This is a genomic window from Enterovibrio norvegicus FF-33 (assembly GCF_000286835.2).
Taxonomy (GTDB): domain Bacteria; phylum Pseudomonadota; class Gammaproteobacteria; order Enterobacterales; family Vibrionaceae; genus Enterovibrio; species Enterovibrio norvegicus_A.
This window is the reverse complement of the sequence record NZ_AJYD02000038.1, coordinates 1680453-1698707: the sequence shown is the minus strand read 5'-3', so window position 1 is coordinate 1698707 and position 18255 is coordinate 1680453. Positions and strand designations below refer to the sequence as shown.

General features: G+C 45.1%; 18 protein-coding genes. 7 read left to right on the top strand and 11 right to left on the bottom strand.

What is annotated here, in order from left to right:
• Window positions 1-24: 24 nt before the first annotated feature.
• From A1OO_RS15850 to A1OO_RS15815, 8 genes are all read right to left on the bottom strand, one after another.
• Window positions 25-546, bottom strand: a complete 522-nt coding sequence (locus A1OO_RS15850; protein WP_017003619.1) for a hypothetical protein — start codon at window positions 544-546, stop codon at window positions 25-27.
• Window positions 547-671: 125 nt separating this feature from the next.
• Complete coding sequence (locus tag A1OO_RS15845; protein WP_017003618.1) at window positions 672-1376, bottom strand: helix-turn-helix transcriptional regulator; 705 nt, start codon at window positions 1374-1376, stop codon at window positions 672-674.
• 502 nt (window positions 1377-1878) lie between these two features.
• Window positions 1879-2676, bottom strand: coding sequence for a phosphodiesterase (locus A1OO_RS15840; protein WP_017003617.1), 798 nt, complete (start codon window positions 2674-2676; stop codon window positions 1879-1881).
• Window positions 2677-2702: 26 nt separating this feature from the next.
• Window positions 2703-3548, bottom strand: a complete 846-nt coding sequence (locus A1OO_RS15835; RefSeq protein WP_017006222.1) for a carbohydrate ABC transporter permease — start codon at window positions 3546-3548, stop codon at window positions 2703-2705.
• Window positions 3545-4438, bottom strand: coding sequence for a carbohydrate ABC transporter permease (locus tag A1OO_RS15830; RefSeq protein WP_016961457.1), 894 nt, complete (start codon window positions 4436-4438; stop codon window positions 3545-3547). Before A1OO_RS15830 ends, A1OO_RS15835 begins: the two co-directional genes overlap by 4 nt.
• A 216-nt stretch (window positions 4439-4654) precedes the next feature.
• Window positions 4655-5920, bottom strand: coding sequence for an ABC transporter substrate-binding protein (locus A1OO_RS15825; RefSeq protein WP_016961456.1), 1266 nt, complete (start codon window positions 5918-5920; stop codon window positions 4655-4657).
• A gap of 105 nt (window positions 5921-6025) precedes the next feature.
• Entirely contained in the window at window positions 6026-7042 is a 1017-nt protein-coding gene (locus A1OO_RS15820; RefSeq protein WP_016961454.1) for an ABC transporter ATP-binding protein, read from the bottom strand.
• On the bottom strand, window positions 7042-7836 hold the full coding sequence (locus A1OO_RS15815; RefSeq protein ID WP_016961452.1) for a DeoR/GlpR family DNA-binding transcription regulator: 795 nt from the start codon (window positions 7834-7836) through the stop codon (window positions 7042-7044). The genes A1OO_RS15820 and A1OO_RS15815 overlap by 1 nt, the downstream gene beginning before the upstream one ends.
• A 412-nt stretch (window positions 7837-8248) precedes the next feature.
• Here A1OO_RS15815 and A1OO_RS15810 point away from each other — a divergent pair, with 412 nt between their 5' ends.
• The 4 genes from A1OO_RS15810 (at window position 8249) to A1OO_RS15795 (ending at window position 12181) form a co-directional block, all read left to right on the top strand.
• The gene (locus A1OO_RS15810; RefSeq protein ID WP_017003616.1) at window positions 8249-8866 is read left to right on the top strand and encodes a histidine phosphatase family protein; all 618 of its coding nucleotides are present in this window, start codon (window positions 8249-8251) and stop codon (window positions 8864-8866) included.
• 336 nt (window positions 8867-9202) lie between these two features.
• On the top strand, window positions 9203-10018 hold the full coding sequence (locus A1OO_RS15805) for a hypothetical protein (protein WP_017003615.1): 816 nt from the start codon (window positions 9203-9205) through the stop codon (window positions 10016-10018).
• A 151-nt stretch (window positions 10019-10169) separates the two neighbouring features.
• Window positions 10170-11312 carry a Shedu anti-phage system protein SduA domain-containing protein gene (locus A1OO_RS15800; RefSeq protein WP_017003614.1) on the top strand — a complete coding sequence of 381 codons (1143 nt, stop codon included), beginning with the start codon at window positions 10170-10172 and terminating at the stop codon, window positions 11310-11312.
• A 281-nt stretch (window positions 11313-11593) separates the two neighbouring features.
• The gene (locus A1OO_RS15795) at window positions 11594-12181 is read left to right on the top strand and encodes a carbohydrate binding domain-containing protein (RefSeq protein ID WP_017003613.1); all 588 of its coding nucleotides are present in this window, start codon (window positions 11594-11596) and stop codon (window positions 12179-12181) included.
• A 110-nt stretch (window positions 12182-12291) separates the two neighbouring features.
• Here the strand turns inward: A1OO_RS15795 and pyrC are convergent, their stop codons facing one another.
• From pyrC to A1OO_RS15780, 3 genes are all read right to left on the bottom strand, one after another.
• On the bottom strand, window positions 12292-13317 hold the full coding sequence (gene pyrC / locus A1OO_RS15790; RefSeq protein WP_017003612.1) for a dihydroorotase: 1026 nt from the start codon (window positions 13315-13317) through the stop codon (window positions 12292-12294).
• 305 nt (window positions 13318-13622) lie between these two features.
• Window positions 13623-14078 carry a hypothetical protein gene (locus tag A1OO_RS15785; RefSeq protein WP_241819145.1) on the bottom strand — a complete coding sequence of 152 codons (456 nt, stop codon included), beginning with the start codon at window positions 14076-14078 and terminating at the stop codon, window positions 13623-13625.
• Between the two features lie 2 nt (window positions 14079-14080).
• Window positions 14081-15112 carry a winged helix-turn-helix domain-containing protein gene (locus A1OO_RS15780; protein ID WP_017003610.1) on the bottom strand — a complete coding sequence of 344 codons (1032 nt, stop codon included), beginning with the start codon at window positions 15110-15112 and terminating at the stop codon, window positions 14081-14083.
• Window positions 15113-15618: 506 nt separating this feature from the next.
• Between A1OO_RS15780 and A1OO_RS15775 the strand changes: the two genes are divergently transcribed.
• The 3 genes from A1OO_RS15775 to A1OO_RS15765 form a co-directional block, all read left to right on the top strand.
• Window positions 15619-16311 carry an opacity family porin gene (locus A1OO_RS15775; RefSeq protein ID WP_017003609.1) on the top strand — a complete coding sequence of 231 codons (693 nt, stop codon included), beginning with the start codon at window positions 15619-15621 and terminating at the stop codon, window positions 16309-16311.
• A gap of 111 nt (window positions 16312-16422) precedes the next feature.
• A complete protein-coding gene (locus tag A1OO_RS15770; protein ID WP_017003608.1) occupies window positions 16423-17037 on the top strand; it encodes a hypothetical protein in 615 nt (204 codons plus the stop codon).
• 66 nt (window positions 17038-17103) lie between these two features.
• Window positions 17104-18255, top strand: a 1152-nt coding sequence (locus A1OO_RS15765; protein WP_017003607.1) for a S1 family peptidase, incomplete at its 3' end; no start/stop codon positions are given.

Sequence of the window (18255 nt, the reverse complement as noted above, 5' to 3'; positions counted from 1 at the left end):
AAATATTTAAATGAAAAGTGTTACTTAGTTCGGGTACAAAGAAACGTACATAGCCGTTGTGTATTGACCCGCTTTTTCCCAACCATTAATCGTTGGTGTGATGTTGATGGTGTTCGCGTCGCCCAAATCACCTTCAGTGCTGTTGCTCACATCCATAGATGTATGAATAGCGTGGCCATTTGATGCGTTATTTGAACCATCAATAACGCCAGAAGCGTCTTTGAAAGCCACGTTCAATGGGATAACGTCAGTACCATTTTGGTTCTTAAACGGTTGAGCACCAACGACCAGCAAGCCTTTTGCATTGTCGTTGTTACACCAAGCTTTAAATGTGAAATCACTGGTTTGTGAATTCGTGTTTTCCACATCCAGCTCAATGCTTCTTTCTTGCTGTGTATGCATACGGCAGCGCTGTGGCACTTCACCGCTTAAATCAACATAAAATTGAGTCTGGCCATCATCACGAGGCGAAGACGACCAACCATCAGCGCTTACGCCAGCAGAAAAAAGTAGTGCGATTGCGATACCACCAATTAAACGTTTCATCTCATTCTCCAAATGTTAAGACTACCTTGTCTTGATAGGGAGAACTTTAGATGGCATGCCCTTGCTTTTGTATCGGCCAAATGTCCATATTGTTGTTCAATTAGGGACTAGAAATGGACTAAAGATCACGCTGTGTGTTCAAGGGCGAACTTTTTAGCCCCTGCATGTACCTTATCTTCCCCTATATCTTGGTCTTCTTCGAGGAGGAGCGTGCTCAATTGATTCCGACTGCTTTTTCCTGTTTTGAGTAAAATACTGGACACATGAGATTTGACGGTACTCGGGCTTAGGTGCAGTTGTACTGCAATGTCTTTATTGCTTTTACCTTGCAACAGGTGAAGAAATACCTGCTGCTCACGGATAGAAAAGGAATGTTTGGCGCTCAGTACATTTACCGAATGGTATGAATTTCCGCCCGCTTTGACGAGAAATTTAAGCGCGTTAGACATAGCGTTGCGACTAAACCACAGTTGACCAGACGCTAAGGTTCTGAGCGCACGAGGCAACATTTCTAGTGTGAACGGCGAGATGATTAATCCAGAGAAGCCCAGCGAAATCAGACCAGAGACGCTTTCCTCATCAATATCTTCGCCATTAACGATTAGCCACTGTCCACCGCGTTCTACGGGGGAAATTAACAGTGAAGACGGGTGTCCCAATGTGGATTTATCAAAGATCACAATGCTATTTTCCTCAAGCGCCCACAGTTGTTCAGGCTTTGACAAAGCGGAAAATGTGTCATCTGAAAAGATGGATTTTAATCCCGCCAAAACAAAACTGGACCAATTAGTATCCCCTGAGAGTATGTAGACATGTTTATTTATCATCATCCAACGCTTTTTATTTAATCCATATCTTTCAATGAATTATATATAAGCTTACGTTTCATTTTTTGACATGATTAACAGTAAGGTAACACCTGATGGTAATGTTAATAGAATTGCGGGCGAGTCGATTGTTTTTAACTTTGTTCATATTAAGGCAATCTTATTTTGAGGAAGCCGCTAAAGTCTGAAATATTCGCGACGGTTGGTTGATGCCTATCAGTCGAGTCTGCTATATGCTGCCAAATGTGGATTGGAATGGTTAGGTACCAGTTTCTTGTGCGTGAAGTGGGTGGAAGAATCGCATGGCGATGGCGTGATTAGCGCCAACAAGGCAAGCCCAGGCACGGGGAGCACACAGAGTCTCATCACTGAACACGTCCTATTATTTTTTGTGAATTGAGAGGCTTTTTGCTTCTTGGTTATCGAAAATTGACAGGAAGAAGAAACGACGCGAACAGCGTCGTTTTTGGTTCATGTTCATGTTGTCGAATTGTCTTTTCCTGCCTTAAAACGGATAAAGCTCTCCATTTGGCGACAAAGAAAGGTAGCTGCTGCGAAAGCCGTTTTGCCATTCATGAAGCATGTAACCGCCGGGTTTTTGTGTGAAACCCACTGGGGCGTCCGGTCGGTGGTCTGTTATGAAACTACTGGCGACAGCGGGGGAGGACAGCACGGTCGCGTTGCCCATGCTGCACACAATGCTGTTATGCAAATGACCGCAAATCACACGGACTTCTTGTGAGGTCTGGTTCAACAAATCGGTCATGGCGTCAGCGCCTTTTAAACCAATGCTGTCCATAAACCGAATGCCAGATGCAAACGGCGGATGGTGCAAGGCAATCAACGCCGGTTTGTTTTGGTTTGCCGCTAGTGCACGTTCCAAAAACTGCAAGGTGGATGGCGACAACGCGCCACCACCTTGTTGCGGAATGACAGTATCCAGCCCAATCACATCGAAATCTGAAAATTCCTGCACCCAATTGATTTCATCGTGAGGGGCGAACCCTGCCAATTGCGGAAAGCTCGCATTCATGGATTCGCGGCTGTCATGATTTCCCGGTATCACCAAATAGGGCAAGTTGAGGCGCTCAATCTGTGTCTTAAACAGCTCATAGCTTTCCACATCGCCGTAATCCGTGATGTCTCCTGTTGCGATAATGGCGTCAACGTCACCGAACAAAGGGAGATCTTGTTCAATCTTATCTATCGCCTGTTCAAACAGTGCGTAAGTATTCAACTGGCCGGACACCTTGTGTGGCGGCACCGTCAGGTGAATATCTGTGATTTGAATAATCCGAGTCACAATAAAGCCTCTACTTAGCTATTCGACTATTTAATGCCCGCACGCAAGAACGCTTGCACGAACTGACGTTGGAAAATCAAAAACGCGATCAGCAGTGGCGCAACCGACATCATGGTCGCGGCGGAGATCACCGAAATATCGACCCCGTTCTCTGGTGCGCCGAAAATCGACAAACCTACGGTTAATGGGCGTGTATCGTCGGAATTGGTCACGATTAACGGCCACAGGAAGTTATTCCAATGCGTTGAAACCGACACCAATGCATAAGCCAAATAGGTTGGCTTCGCTAACGGCACATACACCTTCATTAAGATGCCAAACAGTGAACACCCTTCAACACTCGCCGCTTCGTGCAATTCATAGGGCACGGATTTGAACGACTGGCGCATCAGGAATATCCCGAAAGCACTCGCCATGTAGGGCATACCCACACCCAAAATGGTATCGAACAACCCCAGTTTTGATGTGACCGCGTAGTTTTCGACGATCAGCACTTCAGGCAAAATAAACAGCTGAAGCAGCACCAGAATAAATACGAAATCTTTACCCGGGAATTTGACCTGCGCGAAAGCAAAACCTGCCAACGTGGTGATCACAAACTGGCCGATCAGTACGATGGTGACCAGAAAGAAGGTATTGATGAAGTATTTAATCCACGGTGCGCCATCCCAAGCCACCCTGAAGTTATCCAATGTCCATGCGGACAATAGATTGAAGTTCACCGCGTCAGAGGTGGTGTGAAACGCAGCCCAAAATGCAAATAGCAACGGTGAAATCCAGATAACAGCAAGCAGCAATGCACCAAAGGAATCGAGGTATTTTTCGACGATTTTCATTGGAGATACGCTTTTCATTGAGGATACGGAACTCATTGGTAATGCGTCCTTTTATCGAGGTACAAGAACTGTACAGCGGCAGCAATGCCCAGCACTAGCAACACCAATACCGTCATGGCGGCGGCATGTGGCGCATCGAAGAAGGCGAACGCCATTTCCCAGATGTAATAAAGGATCAGTTTGGACGAATCAGAGGGACCGCCTTTGGTCAGAATAAACAGATGGTCAATCAGTTTGACTGAGTTGATCATCGCATTCACCGTGATGAACAACGTGGTTGGCATCAAAAGGGGTAACACAATGCGGCGCGTGTAAGTCCATCGGCCTGTGCCTTCAATGTCGGCGGCTTCTTTATAGTCCGCCGGAATGGTCTGCAACGCGGCAAGATAGAAAATCATGAAGAAGCCCGCTTCTTTCCAGATAGTCACGATGATCACCGCCCACAGCGCGGTTTCAGGTCGACCTAGCCAGTTGACGGATTCAAAACCAAAGAATGCCCCGATTTGATCTAACACCCCAAGGTCAGGTGTGTAGAAAAACAGCCAGAGATTCGCAGCAGCGATCATCGGCAGCACGGTCGGGGTGAAATATGCCGTTCGCACAAAGCCTTTACCCGATATTTTCGAGTTTGCCCATAGCGCCATCGCCAACGCGATAGCAATCGAGATCGGAATCGTCATGGCGGCATAAAAGAGGTTGTTCTTTACCACAATCCAGAACGTGGGATCGTTAAACAGATCCGTATAGTTCTCCATGGCAACAAATTCGGACGGTCTGCGTCGTGTCCCTTTGGAAAATAAGCTTTCCCAAAAGGTCGCCATCGACGGATAAAACGCAAACAGTGTCAATAGAATGGCCGCAGGCGTGAGGAGAAACCACCCGTAGAGGTGTTGTCTGCGACGTTCCATTTCCGCGTAATGATTCATAATACTGCTCGGTATGAGACATAAACCCCGCCACGACAGCGGTGGGGCGTATGCAGGTTAGATTATTGATATCTTTCTTACTGGTTGACGAATAGGTGTTCGCCAACTGACGTTTTACTTACTGGCTGTACCTATTTGTACTGACTGACTTCTAACGACTGGCCTTTACTTGCAGCCTATTGATAGTACTTAGAGCCTATAGATAGCACTTAAAGCCTATTGATAGTTTCGAAGCAGGCGTTTTGCAGATTGCTGCGCTTCACCCAGTGCCTCTTCCGGTGTTTTGTTACCCGTTAATGCAGACTGAATCGCGTTGTTCAACCCCTCACGAACACGTGCAGTTTCATAGGTCGAGAACTCGGCCACAGCATGTTCAAGTTGGTTACTCGCAACCAGCGCAGGTGGGAATTCCACGACGTAATTTTTCAATGCTTCCGTTTTATATGCGCCTTTGGATACGCCCATATAACCCGTTGCGATTGACCATTGCGCCGCTTGCTCTGGTGCAGTCATAAACTTGATGAGTTTGAGTGACGCGGCTTTTTCTTCGTCAGTGGTGTCTTTGAAAAGGTAGAAGTTACCGCCACCCGTTGGTGAACCAAGGCGGACATTGCCTGGTAGCATCGCCACACCGAAATCAAATTTAGCGGCATTTTTCACTGCGGTGAGGTTACCCGTTGAATGCCACATCATGGCTGTTTTGCCTTCAAGGAATGCCTGACGTAGCGTGCCCCATTCAACCGTACCAGATGGCATGACGCCGTGCTCTTGAGACAGGGATTGCCAGAATTTCAACGTATCCACCACGTCTTTATCATCAAAGTAAGTGGTTAAGCCGTCATCAGACATCAGCTTTTTGCCGTTCTGAATCGCCAATGCTTGGAACATCCAGTAGGGGTAACCGGTAGAGGGGATCATGATGCCGTAAGTGTCATCATTGGTGAGCTTTTTGCCCACTTCCACCAGTTCAGCCCACGTTGTCGGTGGCTTCTCTGGGTCAAGACCTGCGGCTCTAAACATGTCTTTGTTGTAGTAAGCCACAATGGTTGAACGCTGGAACGGAATGCCCCACGTTTGACCTTCAGCTTGACCGTTTTCCATCAAGGCAGGATAGAAATCTTCCAGCCATGCTTTGTCGGTTTCGCTGTTCATCACTTCATCAAATGGCGAAATGAGTTCTTGATCAATCAAGTCATACACATCAATAGAGAACATCACCGCAAGCTGCGCCGGTTCGCCAGAATTGAGTGCAGACAAGGCGCGAACGCGGGTGTCGTCGTAGTTGCCTGAGTAAATGGCGTTGACCTTGATATCCGGATTTTGGGTTTCAAAATCATCCACCAATTTATCGACCACTTTGGTCAACGAGCCGCCCACGGCAATGGGGTAGTACATGTTTAGCTCTGTGACGGCTGCCGCAGATGTGGTGGCTAAAGCAAATGTACCCGCAAAGGCACAACTGAATAACGTAGAGAACTTCATAGTTTCACCATTGGTTTAGTTGAACATTTATCTCAAGTTCGATTCCCTGATTGCCTGCAAACCCCATGGATAAGCGGCGAGAGAATAATTGCTCAGCAGGCTTTGCTAAGACATTCGGTTTCCCTTGTCATCGAAGTAATGCAGTGTCGAATCTTCAAATGTAATATCGACGATGCTTCCTTCAACTAACGACGTATAACCTGGCATTTTCACCACAAGCCCTTTGGCGGCAGGGTGTTCTAACAACACATGGGTTTCTTCACCAAGATATTCGCTTTCTGCCACGGTGCAGGTCAGTCGGCCTTTACCGGCTTCCACCACCGTGACGTTTTCAGTTCTCACACCCACTTTGTCGGCATGGTCGCTGCCTGAAATCGTGCCGCCGTTGATCAACGCCATGGGCGGAGCACCAATAAATTCAGCAGCAAAAGTATTCTGAGGTTGGCCATAGAGATCTCTCGGCGAACCGGTTTGCATGATGTGACCGTCTTTCATCAATATGATGATGTCGGCCATGCTCATGGCTTCGGTTTGGTCATGGGTGACATACACCACCGTCATGCCCAGGTCGCGTTGCAGTTTCTTGATGTCTTTTCGCACCGAATGGCGCAGCTTGGCATCAAGGTTTGAAAGGGGTTCATCCATCAAACACAACGGCTGACGCGCAACAATGGCGCGAGCCAAAGCCACACGTTGGCGCTGACCGCCGGATAGCTCACCGGGCTTTCTGTCTTCGTAACCCAGCAGCCCCGTAATATCGAGCGCGTTGTTGAGCTTTTCTAATCGTTCTTGCTTCGGGACTTTTCGCACCTTCATGCCGAACATGACGTTTTCCGCCACAGAGAGGTGCGGGAAAAGCGCATAAGACTGAAACACCATCGACAGGTTTCGCGCAGACGGCGCCATTTCTGTCACGTCAAGGCCATCAATATGAATTTCACCTTCATCGGGAATTTCCAATCCCGCCAGTAAACGCAATGTGGTGGATTTACCGCAACCCGATGGCCCAAGTAATGCCACAAACGACCCTTCAGGGATTTGTATAGAAATGTTTTCGACACCAAGCTGACCGTTCCAGCGCTTGCCAATATTGTCGAATACCACAAAGGACTCTGCGTTCATCAAACCTCGCCTCCAACTAACTTCAGACGATCTCCAACACGCTCACTGAGCGCAGAGAAATCATCGCCGGGATGCCGATCCATGATGATCTGGTCAACATCGAAAATACTGCCGCCAACGGCAGGTGCTGTACGTGTGAGTTTCGTGCTGTCCATCACCAACACGGATGTTTTGCAATGGGTACGAATGGCCTCACGAACACGCACTTCTGACGCATGAAAATCCAACATGCCGCCGTCTTCCGTGACGCCTGCTACGCCAAAAATGCCGAATTCAGCGCGGTAACTATTGAAAAAATCCAACACCCCATCACCCAGTATGTCGCGATCAGGCATTCTTAATTCACCGCCGGGAATGATGATGCGATTAGACGGCTCATTACTCAGCGTCATCGCGGCATTCAGGTTATTGGTCATCACGGTCAGTTCGGATTTTTGCGTGAGTGCTTCGGCAACAATGGCCGGGGTAGAGCCAATAGAAATGAAAATGGTTGCACCATCAGGAATGATGTCTGCCACGGCACGAGCAATGGCACGTTTTTCTTCCGATTTGGTCAACGCCCTTTGCTGATAGGGTGCGTTGAGTTGGCGTTCAAAACTTTCGACGCCACCATGTCGTCTTCGTAACAGGTTTTCACCGCAGAGCTGGTTAATGTCACGTCGTACCGTTTGTGCAGACACGCCAAGAAACTCGGTGAGCATCTCTACCGATACGTTGCCTTTCGCCTGCGTCATCTCGATGATCAACTCGCGGCGAATCTCTGTTTTTGATTTGAGCTTGGAATCCAGAGTCATACTGCTTGTTTCTCCATTTTCCAATCAACCTAGTCCGTTATTTAACATTTTGCCAACATCTTTGAGCGTTTGAACGAAAATATTGTTCATTTGTTGATCAAATGCTCATTTATGATTACTTTTATGGTCAAGTGCTCACTACTGCAAGATGTGGCTGTGATTTTGAGCAATTGGTCATTTAGGTGTTTTGTGATGCGTATTGTTAGCAAGCGAATGTGAAAATCAGGTTTCAGCCAGATGAAGGTTTTGCGTGTCTACCACTCATCAGCGGATGGGTATAGCAAAGTCAGGGCAGCTGCATTAGCCTTTAGCCATGCAGCGCGGCGATTTTCTCAATAGTGCTTTTCAGAACACCAGAACACAGACAGAAAGCAGAATTGCCCCGAATTGAAAGAATAAAAAAGGAAGTGCGATGACAGTGTTTAACAATACCTATTTGGTGATACGACATGGCCAAAGCCAAGCCAATGTGGCTGACATAGTGGTCAGTGACCCCGCCATAGGCTGCGTGCAATATGGCCTTTCACCATTGGGTGAACAACAAGCCAAAACCGCCGCAGAGCAATACAGCGGCGCAGCGATCACCCAAATATTTACCTCAGATTTCACGCGAACGAGAGAAACCGCCGCCATTGTTGCCAACACGCTGAACTTGCCCGCGCCCACCGAAGACATTCGTTTGCGTGAACGTTATTTTGGGGAATGGGAAGGGAAGACCTCCGCCGCGTATGAACAAGTTTGGGCGAAAGATGCGCTCTCGGTGGACAACAATGAAAGCGGCGTTGAAAGCACGGCGCAAGTCAGGGCCCGCGCATTGAATGCCATATTGGAATTCGATGCCAAATACCACGGCGAAGTCATATTGCTGGTGGCACACGGCGACACGTTGCAAATACTCGCCACCGCGTTTAATGACCTACCGCCAAATAAGCACCGTACCTTGCCCCACCATGAAACCGGCGAACTCAAGTTGCTGGTTAAACAAGGCGACGCTATTCCCCCGCAAGTGTTAAACACCCCGAAAAACTAACAAAGAGTGCGCCTAGAGCGCACTTTTTGATTTCCTTTCTTTCATCTCGTTTACATCAAGCAAACGCCAAAAGCTCTCATCAGAAAACTGTTGCGACTCAATAAGCACATTTGGATAAAAATCAGTCAGTTGAGCAAGATGTGTGACTCATCATTAGTATGGTTTATTGTGTTTTGTGGTATCTTTGGTGCCAAAATAATGGGCATGTCGATTGGACGAGAAATGAAAGATCGTCTGATGTAAAGATGAAGGCTGTTCGCGTTGTTATTGGTTTTGATGGTGGGATTGAGTGCGCCGGTTTGGATCTAATAAGCGTTAACACTCAGAGAGAATACGATGACAAAAGAAGAAAAAGAACAATATAAACAACAACGAGAGTCTGAAATAGAATCAATTGCGCTGACCAAAGCTTCTAAGATATTAGGAATTGATCCGTCATTTTTCCTCTTAATACAACAAGACAAACCAGTAAGGGCTAGTGCTTATGCACGAGTAGGTATTACTTTTGGTAAGACACCAGATTTTGCAATAAGTGATGGTTCGGAGAGTGAAGCCGGTTCTCTTATGCTAGTTGAGGTAAATGAGCCTGGAGGTGGCTTACTTCGTGATTATGATATAGGGCAAGAAATAGCAGAGGCTATGAAACCCCCTGTTCTATCAAACGGTATGGATGAAAACGTTCGTAGAGTTATCTTTAACAAACCTGATACTGATTTTGATAAAGAAATCATTAATAAAATCAAAAAAACTCAGAAAAAATATTCATTTAAACGTTCAGCGGAATGTCCTGTGAGTGTTAATACAGGGCTTATTTTCTGCATGGGGGACGAACCTAATAAGCTGAACGAACTACCTGATGGTGCTCCCTTCAATTTTAACCTTTCTCACGGGCAGTTTATTGCTTTGGTTAATGCTTCCATCTCGGAATTGAGTGGAGGAAGATTTGTTATGAGACAAGCAGTCCAAAGTATAGGAAAAGTTCTAGCATTTGATTTTTGTAAGGAGTATGAAAATATGGGATTCATACTCTTCATAGGTGGGCACTCTGCGGTTAACTACAACTATTTGTTTGTTAACAATAAGTTATTAAATGAGCAAAGTAACTTCGTAGCAAATCATCTATCAACATTGAGTGCACTGAATGAGTGTTAACAAGGCCTTAAAGCGGGATTCAAAACGTCGGTTTTGTTAGGTTTGAATCCACATTTGTGTATTCGGTGGTTAATTTGAGTTGAGGTGTGGTTTTTCACCCCTTAAGGCGGCGTTAGCAGCCTAAAAGTAAACGATAGATAAGAGGTTATCGGTGTTTGATATTTCAGATTTTAAGCCTACAGAAGATGAAGTGATTAGAAATTCAAAGCTAGAGACTCTCTATAATCACACCTTTGAAAAAGGCAGGTTTTTCCAAGTCATTTTCTCTGACGAAAATGAATTTCATATTCAGCTTGCTCCACGAACAATGATGAAAGTTATTTACCTGAAAGAAAAAGATAACATCGAGGGAATTAAGCTATGCAAGTTAGTTAGCGGGCAGGAAAAGCAAGTTATTGAATTTTCCAAGTTCAATATGCAGCAGCTAAAAACGTTCTTGCACTTTATTCAAGAACTAGATCTTAAAGGGATTGCAGAGCGACGCATTAAATTATCTGATGACTCAATGGATGTACTCGACGCTGAGACTAAACAGAGAGTAACCACGTTACTATCAGGCTCTGATGGTGGTGAAGTCGTGAGAGATTTATTGTCTCAAGGAATGATTACGACTCAGGACTTAGTTAATACAGGTTACCGTAAATCCCAGATCGAAATATTCAAAAAATTGTTGTATTCAAACTATCTACCACAGTACAAATTTGATATTGGAAAGTTCAATACAAAAGACGAAACTGCATGGCAGCATTTCTTTGCAGTAAACCAATGGATATTTGGTTATGGCTTGGACTACCGATTCCAAGGTATCTTACAAAAGGAATTTCATGCGTCAGATACTAATGCCGGTGGTAGTGAGGGCGTTATTGCTGACTTCTTAATGGGTGACAATAAGTTCACGACATTTGTTGAACTAAAATTGCCGACAACCCCACTGTTTGGGACAGCCCAGAATAGAGCGCAGAGTTGGAAGCTATCGAAAGAGTTGATGGAGGCTTACTCACAAATTTTAGAGCAGAAAGCTAGCGGTACGTTAAAAATTGAAACAACGCGAGATTTATATGCAGATGATTATCGTGAAATTAATCAGAATGCTTACGACTCGAAAACAGTTCTAATCGTTGGTAGCTGGGAGCAAGTTGATAAAGCTGTTGAACCCCCAGGTATTAAAAAAATGAAACGCAAAACTCTCGAGCTTTTCCGTAGAGATTCTCGAAATGTAGAAATCATAACTTACGACGAGTTACTTGAGAGAGCGTCATTTATAGTTTTAAATGAGCATAACGCAAACAAGTAGCGCGCTGCTAACTAAAATAAAGCGGACAGACACTTTAGTCATCTTCTAGTAATCGAACTAAAATGTCCGTCTCTATCAGTCTGGCTTTGAAATCCGCTACCTGTGCAGTTGCTTTGGTACTTTCCTAAACCATCAAACAAAAGTCACTGCCACTCGCAAATCCACCTGCCCAAAACGCTGACCAATGACCTGACTCGTAGATTAACTTATTGTTTACAGACAGGTTATTTTGGTAAACCCATACTAAAGAAACCATTATTCACATAAGGTTTCTGACTAACATGACACTCACTTCTTCTAAACTCTTTCTATTTGGTGCGCTTATTTGCAGCACTTTAGCGATGCCTATCGCTCAGGCGGCAGACGACATTAAAGGCGTTAACTTACTTCACACGGCGAATTGGAAGGCGGCAACCGATAGCTTTGGTTCGAGCTTTAAAGCGTCAGATCCATTGGTTCAAAATGACGAAATTCAGGTCGAGTTCACCTTGTTCAAAAAACAAGAAGGTAAGAACTGGCCATTTGTAGAGCTGGTTTGCGCGACGGATACAGCGCTAACGGGCGTGTCTTTTGTCGAGATCACTTACCGTTCTGGCGCGGACGTTTCGGTTAAGTTCAACCAGTCTGATTTTGGTTCAAGCGGCGATGGTTCATACGCGCATTACCAAACCGTGATCCCAGCGTCTGATCAGTGGACAACCATCAAACTAGATACCAGCGATTTTGCACAACCAAGCTGGGCGCCTGAAAGCACACAAAAAATCGCGCTGAATCTCTCCAACGTGAAAGATATCTACCTTTCGCCAAAGCTGAATTTTAAAACCGGCGAAACGAGCACCTTGCGCGTGAAAAGTCTACGCGTGTTGTAATTTCGCTTTTGACGACGCTGATACAGTGGGTCGTTCGGTGATTAAAAAGGCCTAACCACATTGTGGTTAGGCCTTTAAAGTTTGCGCTATTCGCTATTCGCTATTCGCGTTTACTTCACTTTCCAGCTGATGCTTTCGCCACCACGGATTGGAACAACAATGTCTGAACCAAATGGCATGGTTTCTGGCACTGCCCACTCTTCTTTTGTGAGAGTCACGGTATCGCTGTTACGCGGTAGGCCGTAGAAATCTGGGCCATTGAAACTTGCGAAGGCTTCTAAGTTATCCAATTTACCTTCCTGCTCGAACACTTCTGCATAAAGCTCAAGCGCAGCATGGGCGGTGTATGAACCGGCACAACCACATGCGGCTTCTTTCGCGCCTTTGGCGTGAGGAGCTGAGTCTGTGCCTAAGAAGAATTTCTTGCTGCCACTGGTTGCGGCTTCTACCAAGGCTTTTTGGTGCGTGTTGCGCTTCAAAATTGGCAGGCAGTAGAAGTGTGGCTTAATGCCGCCAACTAACATGTGGTTGCGGTTGTACATCAAGTGGTGCGCAGTAATGGTTGCCGCTACGTTGTCGTTGGCGTTTTTCACAAAGGTCGCTGCGTCTGCGGTTGTGATGTGCTCAAGGACAATTTTCAGTTCTGGAAAATCGTTAACAATCGGTGCCAGAACCGTGTCGAGGAATGCTTTTTCGCGGTCGAAGATATCCACATCATGGGTGGTGACTTCACCGTGGATAAGCAAAAGCATGCCCACTTCCTGCATCGCTTCCAATACCGGATAGATATTGCGCGCAGATGTCACACCAGAATCTGAGTTGGTGGTGGCGCCAGCAGGGTAGAGTTTTGCAGCCACAACGCCCGCTTGTTTCGCTTTTTGAATTTCTTCACGCGTGGTGTTGTCTGTCAGGTAAAGCGCCATCAGGGGCTCAAACTGTGCAGATGGCTTTTCTGCCATGATGCGATCACGGTAGGCAAGGGCCATTTCAGTATTGGTAACAGGAGGAACCGTGTTCGGCATGATGAGCGCGCGACCATTGTAGCGGCTGATGTCGTGGACGGTATTGGTCAGGACTTCACCATCGCGTAGGTGAACGTGCCAGTCGTCAGGGCGTGTGATTGTTAGTGTGGTCATTTTTAGGCGTCCCTCCATAGAAAAAATTCGGATTGGCGCCTGTCAGCAAGGAATGAGAAAAGAAAGCAAACGCTTGCGCTCAGGCGGCAGGATGATAGTAGAAAAGCCGCTGTATTTCATCTTCTTTCTGCCTAAAGTGTCTGATTAGTGGCTGAGTTCGATTCAGTCACCATAAGAAATTCGACGAACAATGAACGTGAATATGAGGCTTGCTCGTTTAGCTTTGTTGATTGGGTTGCGTGGTATGTTTTCTCGATGCGCCAACTTGATTAGGGGGGCAATACCCCCTAATCAAGTTGACGATGCTAAGATGGTGAAAAGCAGACGAGGTTGAAAATCTCCGAACGATTCTTGGCATAGAAGAAGAGGTTACGAGCAGTTACGCTGAGTGCGTACCTGATCGTTATCCCTTCGTATTCTTTGTAATCACTGTTTAGCACGGGATCATGGTGTGTGACATTTTGCTTTACGGTTTCGAACTTCATTGCAAGTTCATCGCCTTCGAGATCATATGAGCCAAAATAGAAATTCTCTAACTTGTCGATTTGCCCTTTGATGTCTGTGACCTGAACAAACTCTCTGATGGAGAAGTGATGACGAGATGTGAAGGTGAGCGTCATCTTTTCAAGCACAGAACGATATTCGGAATACGCTTGAGAGGCGAAACCTGTTTTGATGGTTTCACAATGCCAACTGGTCGACACTAGGTTCACGCTGCGATGTTCTTTGATCTTGTGATAAGCCATATAGGCTAATAGCATTATCAAGACAGCGACGGTCGACACAGTAAATTTGCTTCTGAGAAAAACGCTTTTAACGCTATCCATGATGATTCACTCTGATATTTTGATACAGCATAGTTAAGTGCCGTGTGTTTTGGGGTCAATATGAAAACATACAATGCATTTTGACTTGGATGATCAATGGAAGGATAAAGCCTGAGAAAAACGTCTAGCTCGCACGTGTGGGGCAGGCTACTTTTAATGCCGTTAAGCAATGAGCTTCCTTCTTCGACTTCTGATTCTTTGTTCGAAAATACGTGAATACTACCGACTGTATTGCTGTATGCGTATTCTGACTTATTGACGAAGTAGGGCTTTTTATCACTCGTCTTGAGAGAAAAAATCGCCATGGTTACCATCATAAGAATTAATAAACATGAACCGATCATTAGAGGCGATGATAGTCGACGTGTCGATGCGTTTTTTTCAGAATCGTTTTCACGCAGGCTATCTTTCTCAATATCGGATGTTATATTTTTAAAATTTTCTAACGGTTCATTTAATGGGTGCTGAGTTTTTATAAATACATATTTATTGTTATTTACCTTATTTTCACTATATTTTTCTTGTTTATTTGATTGATTGCTCTCCGAAGTCTCCTGTTCCACACTAGGTGATTTTGATTTCTCTCTCCGTATTATTGGTGCATTGTTTTCTATTGCTGATTCGTTGTTTACATTTCCAATGGTTAAGTTTCCATCAAAACTAATGATATATCCAACTTTGCTTATTGTTTTTATCTTAATGTCACTGTTATTACTTTTCTTGAGTGATTTTCTTAATGTGGAAATGACATTGGTTAATGACTGATCTGAAACCACCGCATTGCCCCAGCAAGCTGAAAATAATTCCTCCTTGCTGACACTAATGTCTACATTGTCTAAAAGGTAGACAAAAACTTTTCCCGCAATTGGGCTTAGTGATTCCGAGTGTCCCGTCGAAAAGGAGAGTGTTCTTTTCCCAGTATCATAGACAGCATCAGAGAAACTATAAAGTTGAGAACTTTCGTGCATTTATTTTTTCCAAAATAAAATCATAACTAATTAAAGCAAAGCAAGTTGGAAATGTCCACTGTGCGAAGTGTCTCAAGGACATAGGCCAGAAACATCTGGCTTAACACCGATAATTGTTGACCCATTTGGCATTACCTAATGAACGATATTGAATGAATATTGCCTTGTGTATTTGAATATCATGAAAGGCTAATGTTTGGACCTGGAATGGGGTAAAATATAAGATCAATTAAAACATGCACTTACTATAAAAATAACCATGAGAAAATCAGGTGCATGTTAAAGTGATTTGAAAACCATTTGATTTGCATTTAGACCGCTCGTCCCATTTTTTAGAGAATGGCCGCCGAATTCATGACCTGTATCAAACTGGCTCATTGCAGCATGCACTGTACGTGGTGCGAAAATTCAATGCGGTGGCTTATACAGGCTTACAAATGATAATAGAGCCTTCTGTGTTATACGGGGCTCAAACTAAATGCAAACACAATAGAGTAGTATTCGTAATGAGAAAAAATGTTCACTTCGCAGCAATCGCCTTGGCTTTTACTTCCACCTCTTCATTTTCTGCGACACCATTTAACAATGATGCATTGTACCTTGGTTTTGACATTGGTTTCCTTAATACAGATTCAGAACTGATATCGGATTTAGGTAATAGTCAGATGGACTCTACGCTTGGCGGATTGGGTGGGGCAATTGATGACTCAATTTATAATGATCTAAAGCTCGGTTACAAGTTCAATGATAATTTTCGAGCATATGCTTTTTGGCGTGTGACCAGTGAAGATTCTGCGCAATCAAGAGTGTTATCCTCTAATCAAGTTCAATTAGGTGCGGTTGATATTAAACGTCAGGAAAGTATTGGTGGTTTAGGGTTGGACTACATGCTGCCGATCAATGACAGAATGTATTGGGTTGTTGGTGGTAGTCTTGGTCGTTATTCCTCAGAAGTTGAGATGGAGTCAAAATCGATGTTTGCCTTTGCCGATAAAACAAACATTAAATCTAGCGGTTTGGCTGTGGGTTTGAATGCCAGTATTGGCTACGCGCTTAATGAAAACTGGGCGTTTGAATCTGGTGTTAACTATATGCGCCTTAATGGCAACTCTACCAAATTCGAAAATAGCGGCGCAAATCTAGAATACAAGAACGAAAACCAGTTTGGTTTCTTTGCTGGTGTTAATTATACCTTCTAGAGAATAGTCATCAATTGCGATGGTATTTATTGAAAACTAGAGCCATTAACGTAAAAGGTTCGCACATAGGGATGAAGTGCGGATCTTAATGAAAATAAAAATGTGAAACTTATGCGAACACTATTATTAGCACTCTCTCTTTTATCCCTTTCGGCATGCACTATCGGCGTTAACCTACCGGAAACCAACAAAAGCAGCACATGCGGACAGCACTGCATCGCAAACGTTGAAGTACTTGTTGACCCGACCAAGAGCACAAAAGAAGAAATCGAACAGTCAGCGCTTCAAGGCTACGAAATCAATTTCTATCAGGCCGTCGCCAACGTGACTAGAACTGAGTTGTTGAACAGTAAATATTCCGTTGCTGATGGCAACGCCCTTACCGTTGGCAGATCTGATTTTCCACACTATGCCATTGCCTACCACATTGAACACAAAGAATTGTCTATCCCGAGTACGGTGTTTGGCGAGAGCCATGCGAAAGCAGAAATCGTCTACGAGCTCTTTGATGGCAATAACCAACTGCTCCTGACACAAAGAGAAACCTGCTCATTTTCCGGTGAAATGTCGAGTGGTGAAACGACTTCCCATTTATTGATGCCTTTCGATAGTCTTTTTGCGGTTTCTTTCACTGAGTTTCTAGGACGAGTCTGGATCACGACAGTGGAAGATTGCAGCCATCGCTTCATAGAGAAAGTCAATGTCATCGCGAACAATGCACACTAGCTTTCGCCCTAGCGTTGCTAGTAGCACCGGAACTCTTGTCCTCTTTTACTCTACTTTGGAAAATATATGAAAAATGTCTTTGGGTTTCTTTCTTTAGCGATCGCGGCTGTATGCTCGGTGAGCACCACTGTTTCTGCTTCAGAGGCGGCTTTGAAGAACTCGCCTTTCTCTCCGTATATTTTGAACGGCTCAGACACGGATATTTCGGAGGCGCCTTGGCAAGCCTATGTTGAATCCCATTTGTTTGACAAAGTGGGACGCTGTGGCGGCACCGTGATTGAAGACAATAAAACGGGTGAAGCCAAATGGATTCTAACCGCGGCACATTGTTTTGATATTGATTACGACATAAGCGGGATCGTCATTACGATGCTGCCTCAAGATGCAGCGGACGTATTTGTCTCAACAGGTGAAGCCGACACACAAGCGCCAGAATTTAAGGCGAGAGCTGTTTCTGCCCGAAAAGTGTATATCCATGCAGGCTGGGACCATGAAAGTCACTCAATGAATGCAGACATTGCATTGATCGAATTAGATTCGTCGGTAGCGTCTCCGGCCAAAGCCATTAAGATCGCGTCGCCCTCTGTGCAAGCGGCCTATGACAACGCTGCATGGCAGAATCGCTATGCGCCTGAGAAATCTCAACTTATTAGCGGCTATGGTTTTATCAATCCCCGTCACAGCCAATTCGATATGCCACGTAAGCTGCAATCGGTAAACACCTACGCAATGACGGATGAAGCGTGTCGACAAGAGTTCAACACATTTTCAAATCAACATGATGCGCTATTGCCTTCCATGTTAGATGACGACAATGCATTTATTTGTGCAGGTGCTGAATCGGTCGCGAGTGTTCATCCCATCGATCAGATTGGCGCGTGTCAGGGTGACTCAGGTGGCCCAATGGTGTGGAAAGATACTCACTCTCTGGAGCAGTACCTAGTAGGAGTGACCAGTTGGGGAGGAAGCTACTTTGGGTCTATTTACCGCTGCGGGAATACCTCAACAGTTTACACGCAAGTTTCAAACTATACCGCGTGGATAGAAGCGTGCATGGATGGCATTTGCAATGAAGCCAAAGTCATCACAAGGGCTGATGATCCTGGAACCGGCAACACAACAACACCAGACACCGATAATGGGACGGATACAAAAACGATTGTACCGCCAAAAACGAATGAAAAGGCTGGATCTGGTGGATCGATTGGTTGGCTTTCT

Bases quoted from the DNA above. Each gene is read 5' to 3' on its own strand.
- A1OO_RS15845 (WP_017003618.1), bottom strand. From the start codon at position 1,376: ATGATGATAAATAAACATGTCTACATACTCTCAGGGGATACTAATTGG.
- pyrC (WP_017003612.1), bottom strand. From the start codon at position 13,317: ATGACCACACTAACAATCACACGCCCTGACGACTGGCACGTTCACCTA.
- A1OO_RS15825 (WP_016961456.1), bottom strand. From the start codon at position 5,920: ATGAAGTTCTCTACGTTATTCAGTTGTGCCTTTGCGGGTACATTTGCT.
- A1OO_RS15770 (WP_017003608.1), top strand. From the start codon at position 16,423: ATGCGAACACTATTATTAGCACTCTCTCTTTTATCCCTTTCGGCATGC.
- A1OO_RS15795 (WP_017003613.1), top strand. From the start codon at position 11,594: ATGACACTCACTTCTTCTAAACTCTTTCTATTTGGTGCGCTTATTTGC.
- A1OO_RS15775 (WP_017003609.1), top strand. From the start codon at position 15,619: ATGAGAAAAAATGTTCACTTCGCAGCAATCGCCTTGGCTTTTACTTCC.
- A1OO_RS15850 (WP_017003619.1), bottom strand. From the start codon at position 546: ATGAAACGTTTAATTGGTGGTATCGCAATCGCACTACTTTTTTCTGCT.
- A1OO_RS15820 (WP_016961454.1), bottom strand. From the start codon at position 7,042: ATGAACGCAGAGTCCTTTGTGGTATTCGACAATATTGGCAAGCGCTGG.
- A1OO_RS15780 (WP_017003610.1), bottom strand. From the start codon at position 15,112: ATGCACGAAAGTTCTCAACTTTATAGTTTCTCTGATGCTGTCTATGAT.
- A1OO_RS15830 (WP_016961457.1), bottom strand. From the start codon at position 4,438: ATGAATCATTACGCGGAAATGGAACGTCGCAGACAACACCTCTACGGG.
- A1OO_RS15835 (WP_017006222.1), bottom strand. From the start codon at position 3,548: ATGAGTTCCGTATCCTCAATGAAAAGCGTATCTCCAATGAAAATCGTC.
- A1OO_RS15810 (WP_017003616.1), top strand. From the start codon at position 8,249: ATGACAGTGTTTAACAATACCTATTTGGTGATACGACATGGCCAAAGC.
- A1OO_RS15815 (WP_016961452.1), bottom strand. From the start codon at position 7,836: ATGACTCTGGATTCCAAGCTCAAATCAAAAACAGAGATTCGCCGCGAG.
- A1OO_RS15785 (WP_241819145.1), bottom strand. From the start codon at position 14,078: ATGCTATTAGCCTATATGGCTTATCACAAGATCAAAGAACATCGCAGC.
- A1OO_RS15805 (WP_017003615.1), top strand. From the start codon at position 9,203: ATGACAAAAGAAGAAAAAGAACAATATAAACAACAACGAGAGTCTGAA.